Raw genomic sequence first — 20356 nt, forward strand, 5'->3', positions numbered from 1 at the left:
GCTCAAGTCATCGGGCTGGTTAAGTTGAGAATCGAAATGAGCGGTATTCCGGCACGCCATAGACGCCGGCAAAAACAAACATGCTGCACTTAATCTTGTTCCTGATCTTTTCGGCGATCTGCGTTGGCGGGGCCATCAGCCTCCTCGCGCAGAAGCACCCGATCAACAGCGCTCTCTCGCTGATCGTGGTGATGGCATCGCTCGCGATGCTCTACCTCCTGCTCGGAGCCGAATTCGTGGCCGCCGTACAGGTCATCATCTACGCCGGCGCAATCATGGTGTTGTTCGTCTTCGTCATCATGTTGCTGAATGCGGGCGCGGAAGAGCGTCACGGGACCAGCCGGGTCGCACTCATGTTCGGCGTTCCGGGCCTGCTGATCGGCCTTGTCGCTGTGGCGTGGGTACTCCTGCGCAGGAACGTCAGCGCCGGGCAAGTGATGATCGGAGCCCTGCATGGATCTGCCAAGGACATCGGACGCCTGCTCTTCCGCGATTTCCTGTTGCCGTTTGAAGTCACGTCCGTGTTGATCCTCATCGCGATCATGGGCGCCGTGGTCCTCGCCAGGAGGGGCGGAGAGTAATGATTCCTCTTTGGTATTACCTGCTCCTGAGTGCGTTCCTCTTCGCCTGTGGCGTTGCTGGATTCCTCATCAAGCGAAACATCATTACCATTTTCATGTCGATCGAGCTTATGCTCAACGCTGTAAACCTCTCGTTCATAGCCTTTGCGACCCAATGGGACTCCTTGAATGGGCAGGTTTTCGTCTTCTTCGTCATGGTCGTGGCGGCCGCTGAAGCCGCCGTTGGACTGGCAATCATCATCTCCGTTTTCCGCACGCGCGAAACTCTGAACGTTGATCGCGTGAACTTGTTGAAACTATGAGCTTGCATCTCTGGTTGATTCCGCTGTTGCCGGCGCTTGGCGCCGTGATCAACGGCCTCTTCGGACGGCGCTTCCCGAAGGCCGCTGTGAGCACGGTTGCCTTAACCTCGACCGCGCTTTCGTTCGGTTGGGCCGTGTTCGCCGCGCTCCAGTTCGTCGGTGGAGGCGCAGCCGCCGTTACCGAAAGTCACGGCGCATGGATTCGTGCCGGCAGTTTCAGTGTCGAATACGGCTTCTACCTGGACCAGCTTTCGATGGTGATGATGCTGGTTGTGACCGGCGTCGGCTTTCTGATCCACGTTTACTCGGTCGGGTACATGGCGCATGAGGGCGGGTATTACCGCTTCTTCTCCTACCTGAACCTGTTCATGTTCTTCATGCTTACGCTGGTGCTCGCCGACAACTACCTGCTCATGTTCGTCGGATGGGAAGGCGTGGGCCTCGCGTCGTACTTGTTGATTGGCTTCTTTTTCCGTAGGGATTCGGCCGCTAACGCCGGCAAAAAGGCGTTCATCACGAATCGCGTCGGCGACTTCGGCTTCCTGATCGCGCTCTTTCTGCTGATCAAGCACTTCAACACGCTGCAGTACTCCGGCGTGTTCAAGGCCGTCAACGCCATGCCGGTTGAGACCGCCGGCGCCGGCTTGCTGACCGCCATTGGCCTGCTGATGCTCTTTGGCGCAACCGGCAAGTCTGCACAGATTCCGCTCTTCGTCTGGCTGCCCGATGCCATGGAAGGCCCGACACCGGTATCCGCCCTCATCCACGCCGCCACCATGGTCACGGCCGGCGTTTACGTGATCGCGCGATCAAATGCCGTATTCAACCACGCACCGATTGCCTTAATGGCCGTAGCCGTTGTCGGCTGCCTGACGGCGATCTTCGCCGCCACTATCGGCATGGCGCAGAACGACATAAAGCGAGTACTCGCGTACTCGACCATCTCTCAGTTGGGTTACATGTTCCTGGCCTGCGGCGTTGCGGCTTACTCGGCGGGAATCTTCCACCTGATGACGCACGCCTTCTTCAAGGCGCTGCTCTTCCTTGGAGCCGGCTCTGTCATACACGCCCTCGGCGGTGAGCAGGATATGCGCCGCATGGGCGGCTTGCGCCATAAGATTCCGTACACGTACTGGACAATGACGGCGGCAACATTCACAATCGCCGGCTTCCCATTCCTGAGCGGATTCTTCTCGAAAGACGAGATCCTCTGGCAAACCTTCAGCAGCCCGCACGGACATTGGGTGCTCTGGCTTGTCGGCGTCACCACGGCCTTCCTTACATCCTTCTACATGTTCCGCATGTGGTTCATGACCTTCTGGGGCGATTATCGCGGCGAAGCGCACGAAACTGGGGAGCACGCTGGTCACGCCCATGCCACTCCGATCGGTGGGCATGACACGATCGCACACGCGCCTGCGACGGGTTCGCACGGACAGGGTGCTGACGGCAATAGCGAACCGCACGAGTCGCCGTGGATCATGCTCGCTCCGCTCGTCATCCTGGCCGTCCTTTCGGTCGTCGGCGGATACGTCGGTGTGCCGCACGCCCTTGGCGGTAACAACACATTCCACAAATTCCTGGCTCCAGTGCTGCCGAGCACGGCCACCGTCGAAACCGGTACCCTTGCCGAGCACGTTGCCGGACCGGCGCAGGAATCTGCTTCGCATGGTGAATCCGCCTCGCATGAAGAGGTCGCGATGGAGCGCTTGCTCACGGGTGTTTCCGTGGCTGTGGCATTCGCCGGCTTCGGACTTGCCTGGTTGTTGTACGTGAAGCGCCGCGATTTGCCTGCCAAGATCACTGCGAGCTTGGGCACTGTTTACAAGACAGTTCTGAATAAGTACTACGTGGACGAGATCTACGGCGCCAGCGTCATCGGCCCAATCGTGGAAGGCTCAACGAAGCTCCTCTGGCGAGGGATCGACGTGGGCGCGATCGACGCCACGGTTAACGAAGCCGCACGCGGCGCGCAAGACGTCTCCGATGGAGTTCGCCAACAACAGTCCGGCAACATTCGGTCTTACGCCGGATGGGTTGCCGCCGGTGCCGCGCTGGTCATTGTCTATATGGTCTGGATGGGTACGAGATGAACGCCGCGAGTCTGAACGGCATTATCCTGACGCTGGTCACGTTTCTTCCTGCCGCAGGCGCTTTGCTGCTTGCATTCTTCCCGCGACGTGACCGCGACATACGCTGGTTCGCGCTGGCGATCTCCATCGCCACGCTGCTGGCTTCCCTGCACCTGCCCTGGCACTTCAGGAATGGAGACATGGGCTTCCAGTTTGAGCAGAACGTTGGCTGGATCCCGCTCGGCGCCGGTGAAGGCATTCGCTATCACCTCGGCATCGACGGTATCTCGCTGTGGCTGGTTATCCTGACCACGTTCCTGGTTCCGCTCAGTGTTCTCATCTCCTGGAAGTCGATTCAAGACAGGGTGAAGGAGTTCTTCATCCTGCTGCTGCTGCTCGAGACGGCGATGATCGGCGTCTTCGTGTCTCTCGACCTCTTCCTCTTCTACTTCTTCTGGGAAGCCACGCTGATTCCGATGGCGCTGCTTATCGGCATGTATGGGCACGAGCGCCGAATCTACGCAGCTATCAAGTTCTTCCTGTTTACGATGATCGCTTCGGTCTTCATGCTCGGCGCAATCATCTGGCTCTATGTGCATACGGGAAGCTTCGACTTCGTAACCATCCAGGCGGCACTCGCGGGTGGGCAGGTTGATGGTATTGCGACGGCGACGAAGTGGCTGTTCCTTGGCTTCTTTATAGCCTTTGCCGTCAAGGTACCTCTCTTTCCATTGCACACCTGGCTCCCCGACGCTCACGTGGAAGCGCCGACAGCGGGCTCTGTCCTTCTCGCCGGAGTGCTGCTGAAGATGGGCACCTACGGCCTACTCCGATTCAACCTTGGACTGTTCGCCGAAGAAGCTCGCCGCAATGCGCCGTGGATCATTGCGCTTGCGATTATCGGCATCATCTATGGCGCATTAGTCGCCATGGTGCAGCCGAATATGAAGAAGTTGATCGCCTATTCTTCGGTTAGCCACCTTGGGTTCGTTGTACTCGGCATCTTCAGCTTTACGCAAGCTGGCGTGAATGGCGCTGTTTACCAGATGCTGAACCATGGCGTCTCGACCGGCGCACTGTTCATGCTGGCTGGCATTGTTTATGAGCGCCGCCACACCTATGAGATCAAGCAGTACGGCGGTCTGGCTACTCCCATGCCGGTGTATGCCACCTTCTTCCTCATTATCACGCTATCCTCCATCGGTCTGCCGCTGATGAATGGCTTTGTCGGCGAGTTCCTCATCCTGACCGGCTCATTCCAGGCTAAGGCAATCTACGGAATCCTGGCCGCAAGCGGCGTCATCTGGAGCGCGGCGTACATGCTCTGGATGTATCAACGCGTGTTCTACGGCACGGTCAAAAACGAGGCCAATGCTGCCCTGCCGGATATGAACGGCCGCGAGCGAGTCGCACTATTGCCGCTCGCAATCGCAGCGCTGGTCATGGGAGTCGCGCCTGTGCTCTGGCTGAACTCGATTGACCCGGCTGTGGCAAGGGCTATTTCCATGCGGCAGAACCAGCAAGCCGTATCCGGTGGCGTAACTACGCCGCTGCCCAACGTCGCTCCGGCGACACTGAACGTTCCTCAGGTGACCGGCCGATGATTCCCGCCGTCGATTACATTCGCATCCTGCCAGAGATCGTACTCACCGTCTTTGGCATCATCGTCATGATGGTGGACCCGCTCCTGAAGGATCAGGACGACCGCAAGTCGCTCGGCGCGGTTGCCGCAGTCGGCATCGTTGCCGCGATTATCGCGACAGTTTACCAGTCCACCTATCCCGGGACGTCGTGGTGGGGCATGGTGCGGGTCGATAATTTCAGCATCTTCTTCCACATCGTCGTGCTTGTGGTCGCACTCGTTACGACCCTCATGTCGTTCGAGTACCTCAAGGTTCAGAACATTCGTCACGGCGAATATTACGGTCTTATCCTGTTCGGCACGGTTGGTATGGGCCTCATGTCGTCGGCCGTCGAACTGGTCCTGATCTTCATCGCCCTTGAGATTTCGTCCATCTCGACCTACGTTCTCGCTGGCTTCCGTCGGCGCGCAGCAGAAAGCACCGAATCGTCGCTGAAGTATTTCCTTCTCGGATCATTCGCTACGGCTTTCTTCCTCTATGGCATTGCCATGATGTTCGGCGCAACTGGGTCGACAAACGTCGGGGAAATCGCCCGCGTCCTGCAAAACGACGCTCCAACGCTGGCCTATGTCGCTGTCGCGCTCATGTTCGTAGGACTGGGTTTCAAGGTTGCCGCGGCTCCCTTTCAGATTTGGACACCTGACGTGTACGAAGGCGCGCCGGCTCCCGTCGTAGGATTCATGTCGACCGCGCCGAAAGCTGCTGCGTTTGCCGTTCTGCTCCGGGTGCTCTTCGCCACATCGGCGCCGGGATGGTTCTGGCTGATCTGGATATCGGCGGCACTTTCAATGACGCTCGGCAATATGGGCGCGCTGGTACAACAGAACGTGAAACGCCTGTTGGCTTACTCCTCCATCGCGCACGCCGGCTACCTGCTAGTTGCATTCGCCGCCATCAAGGACACCAATGCCGGCATCTCAGCCGCCATGTTTTATTCAGCGTCGTATGCGGCGATGAACGTCGGTGCGTTCGCTGTCGTGAGCCATTTCGCAAGCACGGGCGAGAAGTACGTGTTGCTCGACGACTACGCTGGACTGGGACGACGTTCGCCCCTTCTGGCCGCGACGCTCACTATCTTCCTTTTATCCCTGATTGGAATTCCTATCACTGGGGGGTTCTTCGCGAAGTTTTACGTCTTCAGCGCGGCGCTCAAATCGAACCTCGTGGGATTGACCATCATCGGCCTGATCAACAGTGCCATCGGGGCGTTCTACTATCTGCGAATCATCGTGTATATGTACATGCGCGATGAGCGCGTCAGCACTCCTGTCCCGCGCGTTCCCGTGGCATTGGGCTTCGCGCTCGTTGTCAGCGTTGTGGCTACTATTTATCTTGGCGTGTTTCCGGGTCGCGTGCTGAACTACGCACTCGAATCGGCAAGAATGTTGATGCAATAACAGGTACTACATCGAGAGGAACAAGAACCGGCGGGGCTGAGTCCTCGCCGGTTTTTCATTCGATTGCGATGGCCACGTCGCGCCGGCTGAAGAGGACCGTCGCCAGCACGAAGAAGCACGCCCCGTAGATAGCGGCCAGCACAACTGCCGTCACCGTTCCCGCGAATGTAAACGTCGGAGAGAGCGCGATACCTGAAAGCAGGTAGTACGGCGGTGAGAGCCACAGCGCAGGATGGACTGCTGTGTGCACCCAGAGTGCCGGGAGCATGATGGCCGCGGCCGTAGCTGCGGTCGTGAAGAATGGATTGAGAAACGTCGAGAAGAAGAGTGCAACGCAAATCACTGCCAGCGATGCTATCCAGGCAATTGCAACTGCCGCAACAGCGGAAACAATTGTGAGCTGCGTTTGCCCGGCCAGCCACAGGCTGGATAGTGCCACCACCGCGCAATACGCTGCCATCACCGCAGCGAGTCCAAGGAACAGTCCCGCCAGGTACTCGCCCCTGTGAATCGCCTTGGAAAGCACGGCCAGTATTCGCCGCGAGCGCCTGTCATTGTGAACCGCTGCGGCTGCGAGGAAGGTGGCAAACAGGGCCGCGAAGAGGGCCTGCTGCCGAATGTAGAAGTAAACGTCTTCGATTGCAACCGGCCCACCCACTGCCCCGAACGCGAGCGCGTTTCCAATTCCATACGCAAAAAGTCCAATAGCGGGCCAGCGCTGCTCGCGAAGATAGTTGGCGGCGATAAGCAGTATTGGCGTCAAGCGTTCACTCTCGCCGCGGGTGATCCCGCCTCATCGGCCTCTGCAGCCAATTGCATGAACAGGTCTTCCAATGAACGACGCATCGGCGTCACGCTCACCACTTCTCCGCCTGCCATCCATATGCGCTCGATAATCTGCCTTTGCACTCTTCCCGAAGCCACAAAACTCAACAGCTCACCATCGAGCGTCGCGTCCGGGTAGCCGGCCGGATCAAGACCACGCGCGGTCACCGTCCAACTCTCGCTCTGTTGCAGCAGCTCAGGCATCCGTCCAAGGCGCACAACTCGCCCGTGCATAAGGATGGCGACACGATCACAAATTTGCTCAACTTCCGACAGCATATGTGAACTGAGGAAGATCGTCTTACCCTGCTCCCGCGCGCGCAGCAGTAATTCCCGCACGGCGACACGTCCGATAGGATCAAGCGCCGACGTAGGTTCGTCAAGGATCAGCAGTTCGGGATCATTCACCATCGCTTGCGCCAACCCAATGCGTTGCATCATGCCGCGAGAGAATCGTCCCACGTTGCGCCCGGCGTGTTCACGCATGTCCACTAGGTCCAGAACGTCTCGTGTACGCTGTGCTAACGATGGGTCATGCATTCGGTTAAGCCCGCCGTAGAAGCGAACCAAGGAGGAAGCGCGCCGGTGATAGAGCGCCACGTTCTCCGCAAGGAAACCCACACGCGCACGCGTCGCCGCATCTCCGAATGGCCGCCCCAACAACCGACCTCTGCCCGAGGTCGCTCGCATGAAACCTAGCGCAAGGTGGATGGCCGTCGTTTTTCCGGCACCGTTTGGGCCAAGAAATCCGAAAATCTCACCCTGCTCCACCTCGAGCGAGAAGCCGTCGAGAGCTCGAATGCGGCACCGCGAAAACACTCTGCCGTATTCTTTTGTGACATGATCGAATTCGAGCATGGCCGTCATGCCGATTAGTGTCACGGTTTATTGCGAGAGTTGCAACTGCTTCCGAGCGGCGCGCCGTAGCATGTATGACACCGGCCTCGCACAAACAAAAAGCCTCCGCCCGAAGACGGAGGCCTTGTCTCGACGGAAGCGCCGGTTAAGCGACCTTCACGAAGATGATAACGAGCGTGAACAGCACGAGCGACTCGATGAATGCCAGACCAAGAATCAGCGCAAGCTGGATTCCGGGACGCGCGGCGGGGTTGCGGGCCAGGCCTTCGCAGGCGGAAGCGGCAACGCGCGACTGGCCGAGTGCAGCCAGCGCAACGGCAATCGCCATGGCGAAGCCGGATGTGATGGCGACCCAGTTGGTCGGGTGGGCAGCGGCACCTGCTTCGGTGCCCTGCGCGAAGGCGGGCGTGACCATAAGCGACATGGCGACGACGGCCAGCAGGACGAACATTACTTTACGCATCGTGTTGCTCCTTCGTATGAACCGGACCCCAGAAGGTCCCGTACTGCCACCAGGTGGTGGTTGACGTCATCCTCGTACAGACGCCCTCACGCTGATGGCAAACTTTCGCGCTCCATGCGCGTGGTGTTTAGTGCTCGTGGGCCGTGGCCTCAGACAAGTACACCGTCGCGAGCAGGACGAAAATGTAGGTCTGGATAAACGAGACGCCGATGTGCAAGCCAAGGAAGATGATCGGCACGCCGATCGGAATCAGCGAGAAGAATACCAGCGTCACCATGTCGCCCGCGAAAATGTTGGCAAACAAACGAATGGTGAGCGAGAGAATGCGCGCAAGATGGCTGAAAATTTCAATCGGTAACATCAAGGGCGCAAGCCACCAGACGGGCCCCATGAAGTGCTTAACGTAGCCCAGCCCATTCGCTCGAATCCCCTGCGTGTGATAGTAGAACCAGGTCACAACCGCACAACCGAGCGGAACAGAGGGAATACCGGTAGGCGACTCGAACGCCGGTATTAGCCCGATGAGATTGCAGCCGAGAATGAACATGCCCAGCGCAATCAGGTACGAGTCGTACCGCTTATGGTGATGGCCGATGATCTCTTCACCGAGTCCGCCAACGAAGCCGTGAATACCTTCCATCACGTGCTGCAACGCACCTGGCTTATCAACCGACAGCCGCGAGCGCACTACGATGAAAAACAGCACCAACAGCAGGACGACAAGCACCTGCATCGCAACGTAATTCGGGATCGGTGCGGCTGGATTATGCGGATGGATACCGAGCGCGTGCAGCAGCGCGACAACTGGTCCTGCAAACAGCCGGTTCAGTAGCTCAGTGAATGGCAGTTGTGAATGCATTCCGATTGTTCAACCGAGAGAATTAGAGTCCGCGCCGCGTTGCGGCAAAAAGCTCATATGCGGCCTCGCAAAACACGGCCGCGACAGGCAGAAACAGGCCCGCAAGAAGGCCATATAGCCCTACCTGTGTAATTCTGAATATAGCATATGCGGCTAAGGCTACCAAAAGCAGACGGATAGTGAAACGGACGACAATTCCAACGCCAGATTCCTGGCTGTTCGCGTTGACGATCCGATCCCCCAGACCATTCACCGCTTCCGCCAGCCAGCGAAAGTTCTGGTAAGAAATTGCGCAACCAAGCGCCAGACCCAGGCCGAAGCGCCAGTTCAGTGCGAGCGCGACGGCAATCGCCGGCAGCGCCAGCCAAGCCATCATCTTCAGAATTCGTGCCGTCGCCGCCGAATAGAACGACTCGGCAACCGGATCGAGAGTAAAAGGTGCAGCCTCTAAATCCCTCGGTGACTCTTCGGAACCTGATGGTAGTTCAGCGTTTTGCATCGTCAGAGGAGAGCGCCATGCGAATCATGGATACGAAGCCGGCGATGGCGCCAAAGACGACGCCCGCCAGGTAAAGCCAATGCGTGTGCAGCCAGTAGTCGAGCGCCTTACCAACGAAAAATCCAAGCAGCACCGCTGCCGGAATCGTAAAGCCGATTTCGGAATACCGTGCGATCTGTACCCAGGGACTCTGCTTATCATCGCCCTGCGCAGGCTCAGACCGGCCTGTTGATCGTTGGTCGCGCTCGTCTGCCATGCTGTAAAGGCTAGCACGGCGTTGCGGAACCGTCAGCATCAAGCGTTTCCGAACGTCGTACAAAAGCAAAAGCCCCCGCGTGTGTAGGCGAGGGCTTCGTGTTTCGTTTGGCCTGACTACTTGACCAACTGCGCGACTGGCGTCGTTTGCACGATGTTCAACGACCAGTTCACCGCCTGGATGAATAGGTTCGGGAAGATGCCGATACCGATTGTTCCAACACCGGTTATCGTCAAAGCGAGTGCCATGCCGGGGCTAACGCGTACCGGTTCAGCATCCACAGCCTCGCGCATGAACATCGCGTTGGCGATTCGCATGTAGTAGTAGAGGCTGACCACAGCGTAAAGCACCGCGACGGCAGCCAGCGCATAATGGCCAGTCTCGACCAGGCTCAGAAAGATAAAGTACTTGCCCAAGAAGCCTGCCATGGGTGGAATTCCAGCTAGCGACAGCAGGAACACCAGCATCAGAAAAGCTTCGGTCGGAGCTTTATGGAAAAGCCCGGCGATGTCATCGATGTCGTCGCCGATGATGTTGCGGCGGCGCAGGGAAGTAATGACGGCGAACGCGCCCAGGTTCATGAACGTGTACACCAGTAAGTACATCATGATGCCCTTGATGCCGGTCACGTTCGTGCGTCCGTCGCTTGCGACCAGGCCGAGCAGCATGTATCCAACGTGTGCGATCGAAGAATAGGCAAGCAGCCGCTTGAGGTTGTTCTGCGTGATTGCCGCCAGGTTGCCGCCCGTCAGCGTAGCGAGCGAGACGAAGACCAGCAACGGCACGTAGATGGGACGCAGCGGGTAGATGCCAAACAGGAAAATACGCAACAGTAAAGCCCATGCCGCAGACTTCACGGCAACGGACATGAACCCGGTCACGCTGGTTGGCGCCCCTTCATACGCATCCGGCGCCCATTGATGGAATGGCACAGCAGCAATCTTGAATAGCAGGCCAGTCGCCGTCGTTATCAGGGCAAGGATGACGATAGGATCCTTCGGGTTTACGGCAAAGCGTTGTTCGAGTGCGAAGCCGATTTCGCCGAGATTCGTCGAACCCGTCAGTCCATAGAACAATGACAGGCCGTAGGCGAAGATGCCGGACGAAAATGCTCCGAGCAGAAGATACTTCAACGATGCTTCGTTCGAGCGCTTGTCGCTGCGCAGGAACCCGACTAGAACGTAGGTAGACAGGGCCATCAGTTCCAGGCCGATGAAGAGCAGGATGAGGTCATAGCCGCAGGCCATGCACATCATCCCGACAACTGCAAACAGCATGAGCGCGTAGAACTCGCCGTGATCTTCCCGCTCGATCTCGAGATAGCGGACGGACATCAGGATAGAAACCGCCGCGCCAAGCAGGAACAGGTAGAAGAAATAGATGGCGAAGCGATCTACCACCAGCGTCCCCATGAAGCCGCTGTAATGCGAGATTGTCAGGCCACGAAGTTCGGCCGCGCGAAACGCCGCGTGGATCTTGGCCACTCCTGCCGCCGAAAACGCGATCCCTGCCAGCGCGGTGATCGCATTGATGCGCTTCCACTCCGCTGGCAGGATCAGATCGATCAGCAGAATCCCCAGCGCGAACAGTGCCAGCAGGATCATCGGCAGCGACAGCAGGTAGTCGGAGCTAGTGAAGAATTGTGAGATCGAGTTCGACACGATCATTTCCCTTCGGAACGACCCGGTGCACACCCATGGCATGCACCGGAATGCTGAATTACTTTGCCGCGCTGGGCGTGACCGAAACCACAGCAACGGGTACGTGGACGCCATGTGCCGGGCTCGGAGCAGCAACTTTCTGCTCGGGAGCTTGCGGTTGCTCTGCTTGTCCCTCTGTCTGCGATTGTGCTGGTTCCGCAGTCACTGCCGTCGCAGGCACAGTCGGCGCCTTCGCGTTGTACACGCCCTTCGTCTCGATCTTTTGCACGAGCTCAGTAACGGGCTGATCCAATATCTGGAAGAACGGCTTCGGGTACAGACCGATCCAGAATGACAGGATCACGAGCGGAACGAAGGTCGCAAGCTCGCGGCCTGTAAGGTCCGTTAGTTTTTCGTTCTTCGGATTCGATACCGTCCCGAAGAAAACCCTTTGGTAAAGCCACAGCAGGTAGGCGGCGGCAAGTACGATTCCCGGGGCAGCCCAGGCAGCCCAGGCACGGTTCGCCATGAATGCGCCCTGCAGAATCGTGAATTCGCCAACGAAGCCGTTGAGCAGCGGCAAGCCCATCGACGACATGAACATGATCATCGTGATAGTCGCGTACACCGGCATCACGCTAGAGATACCACCGTACTCTGAGATCTCGCGCGTGTGGCGGCGTTCGTACAGGATGCCGACAATCAAGAACAGCGCGCCGGTCGAGATGCCGTGGTTGATCTGCTGCAACACCGAACCGCTTATCCCGGAGTGGTTCAGCGCGAAAATGCCGAGGGTGCAGAAGCCAAGGTGACTCACGGACGAGTACGCCACCAGCTTCTTCATATCCTTCTGCATCAGCGAAACCAGGGCACCGTAGGTGATGCCGATCAAAGAGAGGCCAATCATCCAAGCGCGAATTTTCGGATACTGCACTACCACTGGGAAGAGCGGAAGGGAGAAGCGGATCAGGCCGTATGTTCCCATCTTGAGCAGAACGCCTGCCAGGATCACTGAGCCGGCCGTCGGCGCTTCAACGTGCGCGTCTGGCAGCCAGGTGTGGAACGGGAACATCGGCACCTTGATCGCGAATCCGATAAAGAACGCCAGGAACAGGACGATGCCCGCCGTGCCTGTAATCATCGGGGCGGTCTCGTACAGCGCCGGAACGCTGAACGTGTATACGCCCGTTACCGAGTGGTGGTGGAAGTACAGATATAGGATGCCGAGCAGCATCAGCACCGAACCGGCAAGGGTATACATGAAGAACTTGATCGCCGCATAGAGCTTGCGCGGACCACCCCAGATGCCGATAAGCAAGTACATTGGCACCAGCATAGCTTCCCAGAAGACGAAGAACAGAAAGAAGTCCATCGCCATGAAGACGCCGAGCATGCCCGTCTGGAGCACCAGGAACCAGATGTAGTATTCCTTGACGCGGACCTGGATCGCTTCCCATGAGGACAGGATCGACACCGCACCGAGCATCGTCGTCAGCATAATCAGCAGGAACGAGATGCCGTCAATTCCGATGAAGTAGCCGGCACCGATGGTTGGAATCCAATTATTCGGAGCGCCCTCCACGAACTTGAAGCCGGGCTGCGCCTTCACTGCCCAGAACCATGGGACCAATGGCAGCGACACCGCGAATCCGGCCATAGCGAAGATGTTCGCCATCCAGCGAATCGCGTTCTTGTTCTCCCTGGGTACGAACAGGAGAATGAGGGCCCCCACCAGGGGAGTGAACAGCACGATCGAGAGAATGTGGTTATACATTTTTAATTCCGTCCGTGAAGCGAGCCTGAATTCTCAGGGCGCTCAATCCGTTTACCTGATCACGTAGTACCAAATGAACCCGACCAAGCCGCAAACCATGACCAGCGCATACCACTGCACCAGTCCCCATTGCACCAGGCGCACCGGGTAGGAAAGCACACGTGCGACAACCGCGGGGCCGTTAACGAGAAGCCCGTCAATGATCCACTTATCCCACCAGTTCAGCACCCAACCGAAGAACTTGGTCATCCAGCCCGCACCGTTCACGCCGCCATCGATGACATTGGCATCAAACTTCCATAAAGCGATTCCCAAGCCCTGCACGCCGAGACGTACCGTGCCCAGCTTGCGGCGTCCGGTGAAGAGTATGTCGTATAGCTCATCCACGTAATACTTATTAAAGAGTGTGCGATAAACCGCGGGAGCCGCTTCATTGATCGGCTCCGTATAACCTTTGTCGGCATTACGGTACGCGCGATATGCGAGGAACATCCCAAGTAACGCTGCCGCAACTGATGCAACCATCAGGATGTACTCCAGCGGCTCGAACTCATGTGCAGCATGAGCCGGCACAACGTTCGACGGAGGTTCAATTCCCTCTTTCGCCGCTTCGTTCACGTGCGTAGCTTCGGTCGCAGCCTGCTCGCCTTCCGTCTGCTTCGCGGAATTCTCGCCCGCTACCAGCGTTCCGTGTTCGCCAGCTCCCAAGGCCGAGTGTGTCGTTGTGGCGCCATGCGCCTCGCGAGCGAAGACCGGCTCAAGGAACTTTTCGAAATGGTTCGACCCGCCGAGGCTGGCAGGCACGCCAAGGTAGCCGACGAAGATCGACCCGAGTGCCAGCACCATGAGCGGAATCGTCATCGACTTTGGAGATTCGTGGATATGGTGCTCGACCTCGTGGCTCATGCGCGGCTTGCTGAAGAACGTCAGCCAGATCAGCCTGAACATGTAGAACGCGGTCATCAGAGCGGTAATGAACGCGACCACCCAGAGAATCCTGAATTGTCCGTTATTGCTCGACCAGGTTTGCCAAAGGATCTCGTCCTTCGAGAAGAAGCCAGCCAGACCGGGGATTCCGGCGATGGCGAGCGTGCCGATCAACATTGTCCGGAAGGTTACCGGAATCTTCTTTGAGAGGCCGCCCATAAAGCGCATGTCCTGCTCGCCGCTCATGGCGTGGATCACCGATCCGGAACCGAGGAACAGCAGCGCCTTAAAGAACGCGTGCGTGAAGACGTGGAAGACGCCGGCGGCGAATGCGCCAACGCCGAGCGCCAGGAACATGTACCCAAGCTGCGATACTGTCGAATACGCCAGGACACGCTTGATGTCGTTCTGCACCAGGCCAATCGATGCTGCGAAGATTGCCGTCAAACCGCCGACCACGGCCACTACTTCCATTGACGTAGGCGCGAGTTGGAACAAGGCATTGCTGCGCGCCACCATGTAAACGCCCGCCGTTACCATCGTTGCCGCGTGGATCAGTGCGGAAACAGGCGTGGGACCCTCCATCGCGTCCGGAAGCCAGACATACAGAGGAAGCTGTGCGGATTTGCCGCAAGCGCCCAGGAAGAGCAACAGCGTCGCCGCCGTGAGGACCAAATCCCCTGTCTGAAAGTTGCCGCTCCGCAGCGTTTCGTTGATGGCCGTGAACTTCACCGTGCCCAGGTACCACATGATCGTCATCGACCCGAGCAGCACGCCGGCATCGCCGACACGGTTGACAATGAATGCTTTGTTCGCCGCCGTCGAGGCCGAGTGCTTATGGAAGTAGAAACCAATCAACAGGTACGAACACAGACCCACACCCTCCCACCCGACGAACATCATCATGTAATTGTTGCCGAGGATGAGTGTCAGCATGGAGAACATGAACAGGTTCAGGTACCCGAAGAATCGGTAGTACCCGCCTTCATGCGCCATATACCCGGTGGAGTAGATGTGGATGAGCATGCCGATGCCGGTCACGAATAGTAACCAGATGCACGACAGCGGATCCAGCAGGAATCCCGCTTCGGCCTTGAACTGACCGAGTTGACCATCCCTCATGGGGAAGGTGAACTTGCCAGTATCACTGCCAAGCCACGTGTACATCACCTTCTCGAATGGCTTGCCTTCAGGCCCCGCGTAGGTGTGCACGTACTGGTACACGGCCATGCACGACAGCAGGAAGGCCAGGGCCACCATGCCAACGCAGATGGCGTTCACCGCCGGCTTGCTCAGACGCTTGCCGAAAAAGAACATCGCGGCCGCGCCGAATGCCGGCAGGAGTGGAATGATCCAAATGTGTTCCAAGAAGAACATGGTTTGTTCTCAGTCCCGATGCCAATCGCTTGCACCGGTGTTGGGGCCGTCTCCGTCCCGATCTCTACTTTCAACCGCCCGGCTCAAAATCGCCGGCCAGCCAGGTACGTCCGCTTCGTCGCCTTTTGCAGCCTGGAATTCCTGGCCTGATCTTCGTATCGCAAAAAGCGCTTCGGCCAATTCGCTCTATGTCTCAGGGCTCAACTGCTTCTCACTACTACTCTTGACTTCGGGCCGTTTCTTACCATTTCAGCAGGTCTACCTCATCCATGTTCACCGTTTCCTTATTGCGGAAGAAAGCGATGATGATCCCGAGGCCGATAGCAGCTTCTGCCGCTGCGTCTGCCACGATGAAGATGGAGAATATCTGCCCATGCATTCCGTGCAATCGCGAGAACGCAACCAGGTTGAGGTTGACCGCATTGAGGATCAGCTCGATTGACATGAGAATGATGACTACGTTGCGACGCGTGAGCACGCCAATCGTGCCGATGATGAACAGCGCCGCCGCGACGACCAGGTAATGAAGTGTAGTGATCTCAGACATCGTCAGACCCTCTTCTTCGCCATGACCACCGCACCGATGATCGCAACCAGCAGCAACAACGATGCGATCTCGAACGGCATCATGTAATTGCGGTAAAGCCAGATTCCGATCTGCTGCGTGTTGTTCTCTTCGGGCAGCATCTGAAAAGTGACGGGAAAGACCGAAGCTCCGCGCTTATAGATGAACAGCAGCAAGCCGCCCAGAGTGAGCGTCGCAAGCACTCCAACCAGCCAGTGCTTGTTAAATTGCTCTTCCAGTTGAGCCTTTTCCAGATTCACCAGCATGATCACGAACAAGAACAGCACCATGATGCCGCCCGCGTACACAATGATCTGAACGCCGGCAACGAAAGGTGCATAGAGCATCAAGTACAGCCCGGCCAGCGCAAGCAGCGTGGAAATCAACGACAGCGCCGAGTGCACCGGATTCCGGCGGGTGATCGTCAGGATCGCTCCCCCGATCGCTACCGCCGAGAGGAAATAGAAGAAGAATGTTGTAGCTACCGGCATCATCGTGCGTACACCGTCGGTTCAGCGCCTTTCTCCAGCCGGGCGCGGTCCAGGACCATGCCGTCGCGGCTGTAAAGCGCAACTTCGTAGTCTTGCGTTAGTTCCAGGCAATCACTCGGGCAGGCGTCCTCGCACAGACCGCAATACATGCAACGGCTCGTGTCATAACTGAAGGAGCCCAGCTCCTTCTTCCCTGTCGCGGGATTGCGCTCGCTCTTGACCGTGAGGAGCCGCTCAGGACACGCGAGCGCACACAGACCGCAGGCGATGCACAATGTCTCACCCGTTTCCGGATTCACGTTCATGCGCGGCTGTCCACGGAAGCGCTCGGCAATAATCGGGCGCTCAAGCGGATACTGCTCGGTACAGAGCTCTTTTGGGGCCTGGTATCGAAATGTGACACTTAAACCCTTCAGTAGATCAACCAGGAAAACTTTACGGAGCAATGGAGCGATACTCACTGGAACACCCCCCAGAGGGCTGTCGCCATCAATGCGCCCAGCGCAGTCGGCAACAAAACCTTCCAGCCCACTCTCATCAACTGATCGAAGCGGTAGCGCGGGAAGGTAGCGCGATACCAGATATACAAGTACATGAACAGGCAAACCTTAAGCGAAAACCAGTAAATGTCCTGCACACGCTCACGAACACCGGGCAGCAGCATGATCGCTCCAAGGAACGCGAGCAGGGCACCGAACCCGGCAAACCCGACTGCCTGGATCTTCATCTGCGGGATTTTTGGCATCTTCGCGGCGAGGACTAGGCACCACAGCCCAAGGCCGATGAACGTCACACCGGGCGCCAGCGAAAACGCAAGTTCCCAGGTATTTCCGCTCAGGACATTCGGGAAGGGCCGCATCCATCCGCCTAGCCACAGCGTTACGGCGACGGACGATACGGCAATCATCGCGGCATATTCAGCCAGGAAGAACAACGACCAGCGGAAGCCCGAATACTCTGTGTGAAAACCAGCGACCAGTTCCGATTCCGCTTCCGGTAAATCGAATGGTGCGCGATTAGTTTCCGCGACCATCGCGACCGCGAAGACCATAAAGGCGACAAAGCCGAGTCCCCAGCCGTTGAAGATGAACCAAGTTCGCTGATCGAACTGCGATTGCACGATGCCGATCATGCTCAGGGTTCCCGTACCGGTCTTCAGACTGGTCATCAGGATCACGCAAACGATCGACAATCCCATCGCGATCTCGTATGACACCATCTGCGCACTGGACCGCAACGAGCCCATCAGCGGGTAGTGCGAGTTCGACGACCAGCCGGCCATGATGATGCCCAGCACGCTCAGTGACGACACGCCAAGCATGAACAGTATGCCGATGTTCATGTCGGTAACAGCGTGGGTGCGTCCGAACGGAATCACCAGGTAGGTAGTGAACGCGACCATCATTACCGAGACTGGCGCAAACCAGAAGACAAGCTTGTCGGCCTTGTCCGGCATGATGTCTTCCTTCAGCATCAGCTTGAGTGCGTCGGCAATTGGCTGCAACAAGCCATGCGGACCAACGCGCATTGGACCCAGGCGAACCTGCATATGCGCCAGGATCTTGCGCTCCAGCCACGTCATGAGCATTACGGCGATGGAGGCAAACAGGAAGATCAGGAGGATATAAATCGTGGCCCAGAGGTAATCTCCTGCTTCGCCGGGCGTCACGTTCGTGTGCAGGTAATTGGTCAGGAAGCCCATTACCGGTCCACCTCTCCGAGGACGATGTCGAGCGTTCCGATCACTGCGACCACGTCAGCCACCAGGCGGCCGCGGACCATCGTGTCGAGCGCTTGCAGATTGACGAACGACGGCGGACGGACGCGCACACGGTACGGCTGCGTCGAACCGTCGCTCACAATGAAGTAACCGAGTTCGCCCTTGGGGGCCTCGATGGAATGATAAATTTCACCCACCGGCGGCTTGAGCACCTTGGGAATCTTGGCCATGATCGGCCCTTGCGACAATCCGGCGACGGCCTGCCGCACGATCCGCACCGCCTGCCGCATCTCTTCGATACGCACCAGGTACCGATCGTAGGTGTCGCAATTCGTGCCGATAGGAATGTCGAACTCGAAGTCTTTGTAAGCCGCGTACGGCTTGGCTTTCCGCAGATCCCAGCGAACACCGCTGGCGCGCAACACTGGCCCGGTCACGCCGAGCGCAATGCACTCTTCCGCGGTGATAATTCCAATACCCTTCGTGCGTTCCACCCAGATCCGATTTGTGGTCAGGAGCTCTTCATACTCATCGATCTTCGGCAGTACGTGATCGCAGAAGTTCAGGCAGTCCTGCTCAAAACCTTCGTAGGTCTCGTACTGGCAGCCGCCAATGCGGAAAGCGTGCGTCGTCAATCTCGCTCCGCAGTACTTCTCGAAAATCTTCAGAACCTCTTCGCGATCGCGGAAGGTGTAGAACAGCGGGGTCAATGCGCCTATGTCGAGCGCGTGTGTGCCGAGCCATACCTGGTGGCTGGCAATACGGTTCAACTCCGTCAGAATCACGCGGATGTACTGCGCCCGCGGCGGAGCTTCCACATTCATCAGCTTCTCGACAGCCTCGCAATAGCCAAGGCCATTCGATACGGCAGCAACATAGTCCATTCGATCGACGTAGGGATTGAACTGCGCATACGTGCGGTTTTCGGCAATCTTTTCAACGCCACGGTGCAGGTAACCAATGACGCACTCGGTTCCAAGCACCTTCTCGCCATCCAGCTTCAGGATGACGCGCAACACGCCGTGCGTAGACGGGTGTTGCGGCCCCATGTTGAGGATGAGCTCGCTGGAGTCGAGAAACGTACCCTCGTTGCTCGATATCTGCTCAAGTCTTGCGTAGAGATTTTCGTCGCTCATTGGCCGCTCTCGATGCCGATGTTGATCTGCACCCATTCCTGATCCTGCTGAAGGATGCCGTATTCCTTGCGAAGCGGGTACCCCTTCCATCCCTCCGGCAGCAGAATACGCCGCAGGTCCGGGTGTCCGGAAAAGTTAAGTCCGAACATGTCAAACGCTTCACGTTCCAGCCAGTTTGCAGTTGGCCATAATTCGACCACGCTGGGTACGTCCTCCCCATCCTTCACCGGCGACTTCACCCGAATGCGCTCATTGCGCGCGAAGGAATACAGAATCCAGACGACCTCGAACTGCTCCTCCCGCTTCGGATAGTGAACAGCCGTCACATCCACGCAGTAATCAAACTGTTCAGCCTCGCGAAGCATCTTCAGGACGTCGTACACCACCGAGCGATCCACTATCAAGTAGTTCTGCCCGAGGTAGGTGGACGCTTCCCGCAGACCAGAGCCATAGCGCTGCTTCAAGTCTTTGGTGAATTCGGTCTCCCACGGCTGCGGAGTTGGCCCTGCCGGTTTTGGCGGCACAGCCGGCTTCGCAGGAGTGACGGCAGGTTTGGCTGCGGCCGGTGCAGCGGGAGCAGTAACCTTCTCTGGCGCTGCTGGCGTTGACACCGGTTGCTCCATCGCAGACTTCTCCGCTGGCGGTTGCGAAGCGCTTTCTGCGGGAGTTGGCCGGCTATTTCCTTTTGTTTCTTCGGACATTTTGCCTGTTCCTTCCCGGCGAGCCAAGCTCACTCGGGTCTTTTACCGGAATACCCGCAAGACGAAAATCGCGGAGACACTTACCGGCGCCACTGGCTGAGTATCTGGAACCCCTTTTTATAACACCGCCCAGCACGCCAACTGCTGATTCAGGTCACAGGAAGAAGTGATGTGGATCACAAACTCCCATATGAGACCCGCTTATCCGCGCGAGACAAATCGTGTGTGTGCCGATGCAGTAATCCTCGCTAAAAAATAAAACCCCTACCC

The 20356-nt window shown here is 57.7% G+C and carries 20 protein-coding genes; 5 read left to right on the forward strand and 15 right to left on the reverse strand.

Going from position 1 to position 20356, the window contains the following annotated elements; genetic code table 11:
* Positions 1–80 precede the first annotated feature (80 nt).
* Genes VN622_10735 through VN622_10755 form a run of 5 tightly spaced genes read left to right on the forward strand, consistent with a single transcriptional unit; the run spans position 81 to position 5995 of the window.
* Positions 81–581, forward strand: coding sequence for an NADH-quinone oxidoreductase subunit J (locus tag VN622_10735; GenBank protein ID HWR36333.1), 501 nt, complete (start codon positions 81–83; stop codon positions 579–581).
* Entirely contained in the window at positions 581–883 is a 303-nt protein-coding gene (gene nuoK, locus VN622_10740; GenBank protein ID HWR36334.1) for an NADH-quinone oxidoreductase subunit NuoK, read from the forward strand. Before VN622_10735 ends, nuoK (VN622_10740) begins: the two co-directional genes overlap by 1 nt.
* A complete protein-coding gene (gene nuoL / locus VN622_10745; protein HWR36335.1) occupies positions 880–2976 on the forward strand; it encodes an NADH-quinone oxidoreductase subunit L in 2097 nt (698 codons plus the stop codon). Before nuoK (VN622_10740) ends, nuoL (VN622_10745) begins: the two co-directional genes overlap by 4 nt.
* Positions 2973–4559, forward strand: coding sequence for an NADH-quinone oxidoreductase subunit M (locus tag VN622_10750; protein HWR36336.1), 1587 nt, complete (start codon positions 2973–2975; stop codon positions 4557–4559). Before nuoL (VN622_10745) ends, VN622_10750 begins: the two co-directional genes overlap by 4 nt.
* Positions 4556–5995 (forward strand): NADH-quinone oxidoreductase subunit N, encoded by a 1440-nt coding sequence (locus tag VN622_10755; protein ID HWR36337.1) that lies wholly within the window; start codon positions 4556–4558, stop codon positions 5993–5995. The genes VN622_10750 and VN622_10755 overlap by 4 nt, the downstream gene beginning before the upstream one ends.
* A 55-nt stretch (positions 5996–6050) precedes the next feature.
* Here the strand turns inward: VN622_10755 and VN622_10760 are convergent, their stop codons facing one another.
* From VN622_10760 to VN622_10830, 15 genes are all read right to left on the reverse strand, one after another.
* Entirely contained in the window at positions 6051–6758 is a 708-nt protein-coding gene (locus VN622_10760) for a hypothetical protein (GenBank protein ID HWR36338.1), read from the reverse strand.
* Positions 6755–7702 (reverse strand): ABC transporter ATP-binding protein, encoded by a 948-nt coding sequence (locus VN622_10765; GenBank protein HWR36339.1) that lies wholly within the window; start codon positions 7700–7702, stop codon positions 6755–6757. Before VN622_10765 ends, VN622_10760 begins: the two co-directional genes overlap by 4 nt.
* 121 nt (positions 7703–7823) lie before the next feature.
* Positions 7824–8141: an ATP synthase F0 subunit C gene (locus VN622_10770; GenBank protein ID HWR36340.1), complete on the reverse strand. Its 318-nt coding sequence runs from the start codon at positions 8139–8141 to the stop codon at positions 7824–7826.
* A gap of 127 nt (positions 8142–8268) precedes the next feature.
* Complete coding sequence (atpB, locus tag VN622_10775) at positions 8269–9000, reverse strand: F0F1 ATP synthase subunit A (protein HWR36341.1); 732 nt, start codon at positions 8998–9000, stop codon at positions 8269–8271.
* A gap of 22 nt (positions 9001–9022) precedes the next feature.
* Positions 9023–9499, reverse strand: coding sequence for an ATP synthase subunit I (locus tag VN622_10780; GenBank protein HWR36342.1), 477 nt, complete (start codon positions 9497–9499; stop codon positions 9023–9025).
* A complete protein-coding gene (locus tag VN622_10785) occupies positions 9486–9794 on the reverse strand; it encodes an AtpZ/AtpI family protein (protein ID HWR36343.1) in 309 nt (102 codons plus the stop codon). The genes VN622_10780 and VN622_10785 overlap by 14 nt, the downstream gene beginning before the upstream one ends.
* Before the next feature lie 77 nt (positions 9795–9871).
* Entirely contained in the window at positions 9872–11416 is a 1545-nt protein-coding gene (locus VN622_10790; GenBank protein ID HWR36344.1) for an NADH-quinone oxidoreductase subunit N, read from the reverse strand.
* A 58-nt stretch (positions 11417–11474) separates the two neighbouring features.
* Positions 11475–13169 carry an NADH-quinone oxidoreductase subunit M gene (locus VN622_10795; GenBank protein HWR36345.1) on the reverse strand — a complete coding sequence of 565 codons (1695 nt, stop codon included), beginning with the start codon at positions 13167–13169 and terminating at the stop codon, positions 11475–11477.
* A 51-nt stretch (positions 13170–13220) separates the two neighbouring features.
* Positions 13221–15473: an NADH-quinone oxidoreductase subunit L gene (nuoL, locus tag VN622_10800; protein ID HWR36346.1), complete on the reverse strand. Its 2253-nt coding sequence runs from the start codon at positions 15471–15473 to the stop codon at positions 13221–13223.
* 241 nt (positions 15474–15714) lie between these two features.
* On the reverse strand, positions 15715–16020 hold the full coding sequence (gene nuoK, locus VN622_10805; protein HWR36347.1) for an NADH-quinone oxidoreductase subunit NuoK: 306 nt from the start codon (positions 16018–16020) through the stop codon (positions 15715–15717).
* 2 nt (positions 16021–16022) lie between these two features.
* A complete protein-coding gene (locus VN622_10810) occupies positions 16023–16532 on the reverse strand; it encodes an NADH-quinone oxidoreductase subunit J (GenBank protein ID HWR36348.1) in 510 nt (169 codons plus the stop codon).
* Positions 16529–16975, reverse strand: a complete 447-nt coding sequence (locus VN622_10815) for an NADH-quinone oxidoreductase subunit I (protein HWR36349.1) — start codon at positions 16973–16975, stop codon at positions 16529–16531. The genes VN622_10810 and VN622_10815 overlap by 4 nt, the downstream gene beginning before the upstream one ends.
* An 11-nt stretch (positions 16976–16986) precedes the next feature.
* A complete protein-coding gene (locus VN622_10820) occupies positions 16987–18231 on the reverse strand; it encodes a complex I subunit 1 family protein (protein ID HWR36350.1) in 1245 nt (414 codons plus the stop codon).
* Complete coding sequence (locus VN622_10825; GenBank protein HWR36351.1) at positions 18231–19385, reverse strand: NADH-quinone oxidoreductase subunit D; 1155 nt, start codon at positions 19383–19385, stop codon at positions 18231–18233. Before VN622_10825 ends, VN622_10820 begins: the two co-directional genes overlap by 1 nt.
* Positions 19382–20086: an NADH-quinone oxidoreductase subunit C gene (locus VN622_10830; protein HWR36352.1), complete on the reverse strand. Its 705-nt coding sequence runs from the start codon at positions 20084–20086 to the stop codon at positions 19382–19384. The genes VN622_10825 and VN622_10830 overlap by 4 nt, the downstream gene beginning before the upstream one ends.
* Positions 20087–20356 lie beyond the last annotated feature (270 nt).

Source organism: Clostridia bacterium (genome assembly GCA_035561135.1).
In the GTDB taxonomy this organism is placed as follows: domain Bacteria; phylum Acidobacteriota; class Terriglobia; order Terriglobales; family Acidobacteriaceae; genus DATMYA01.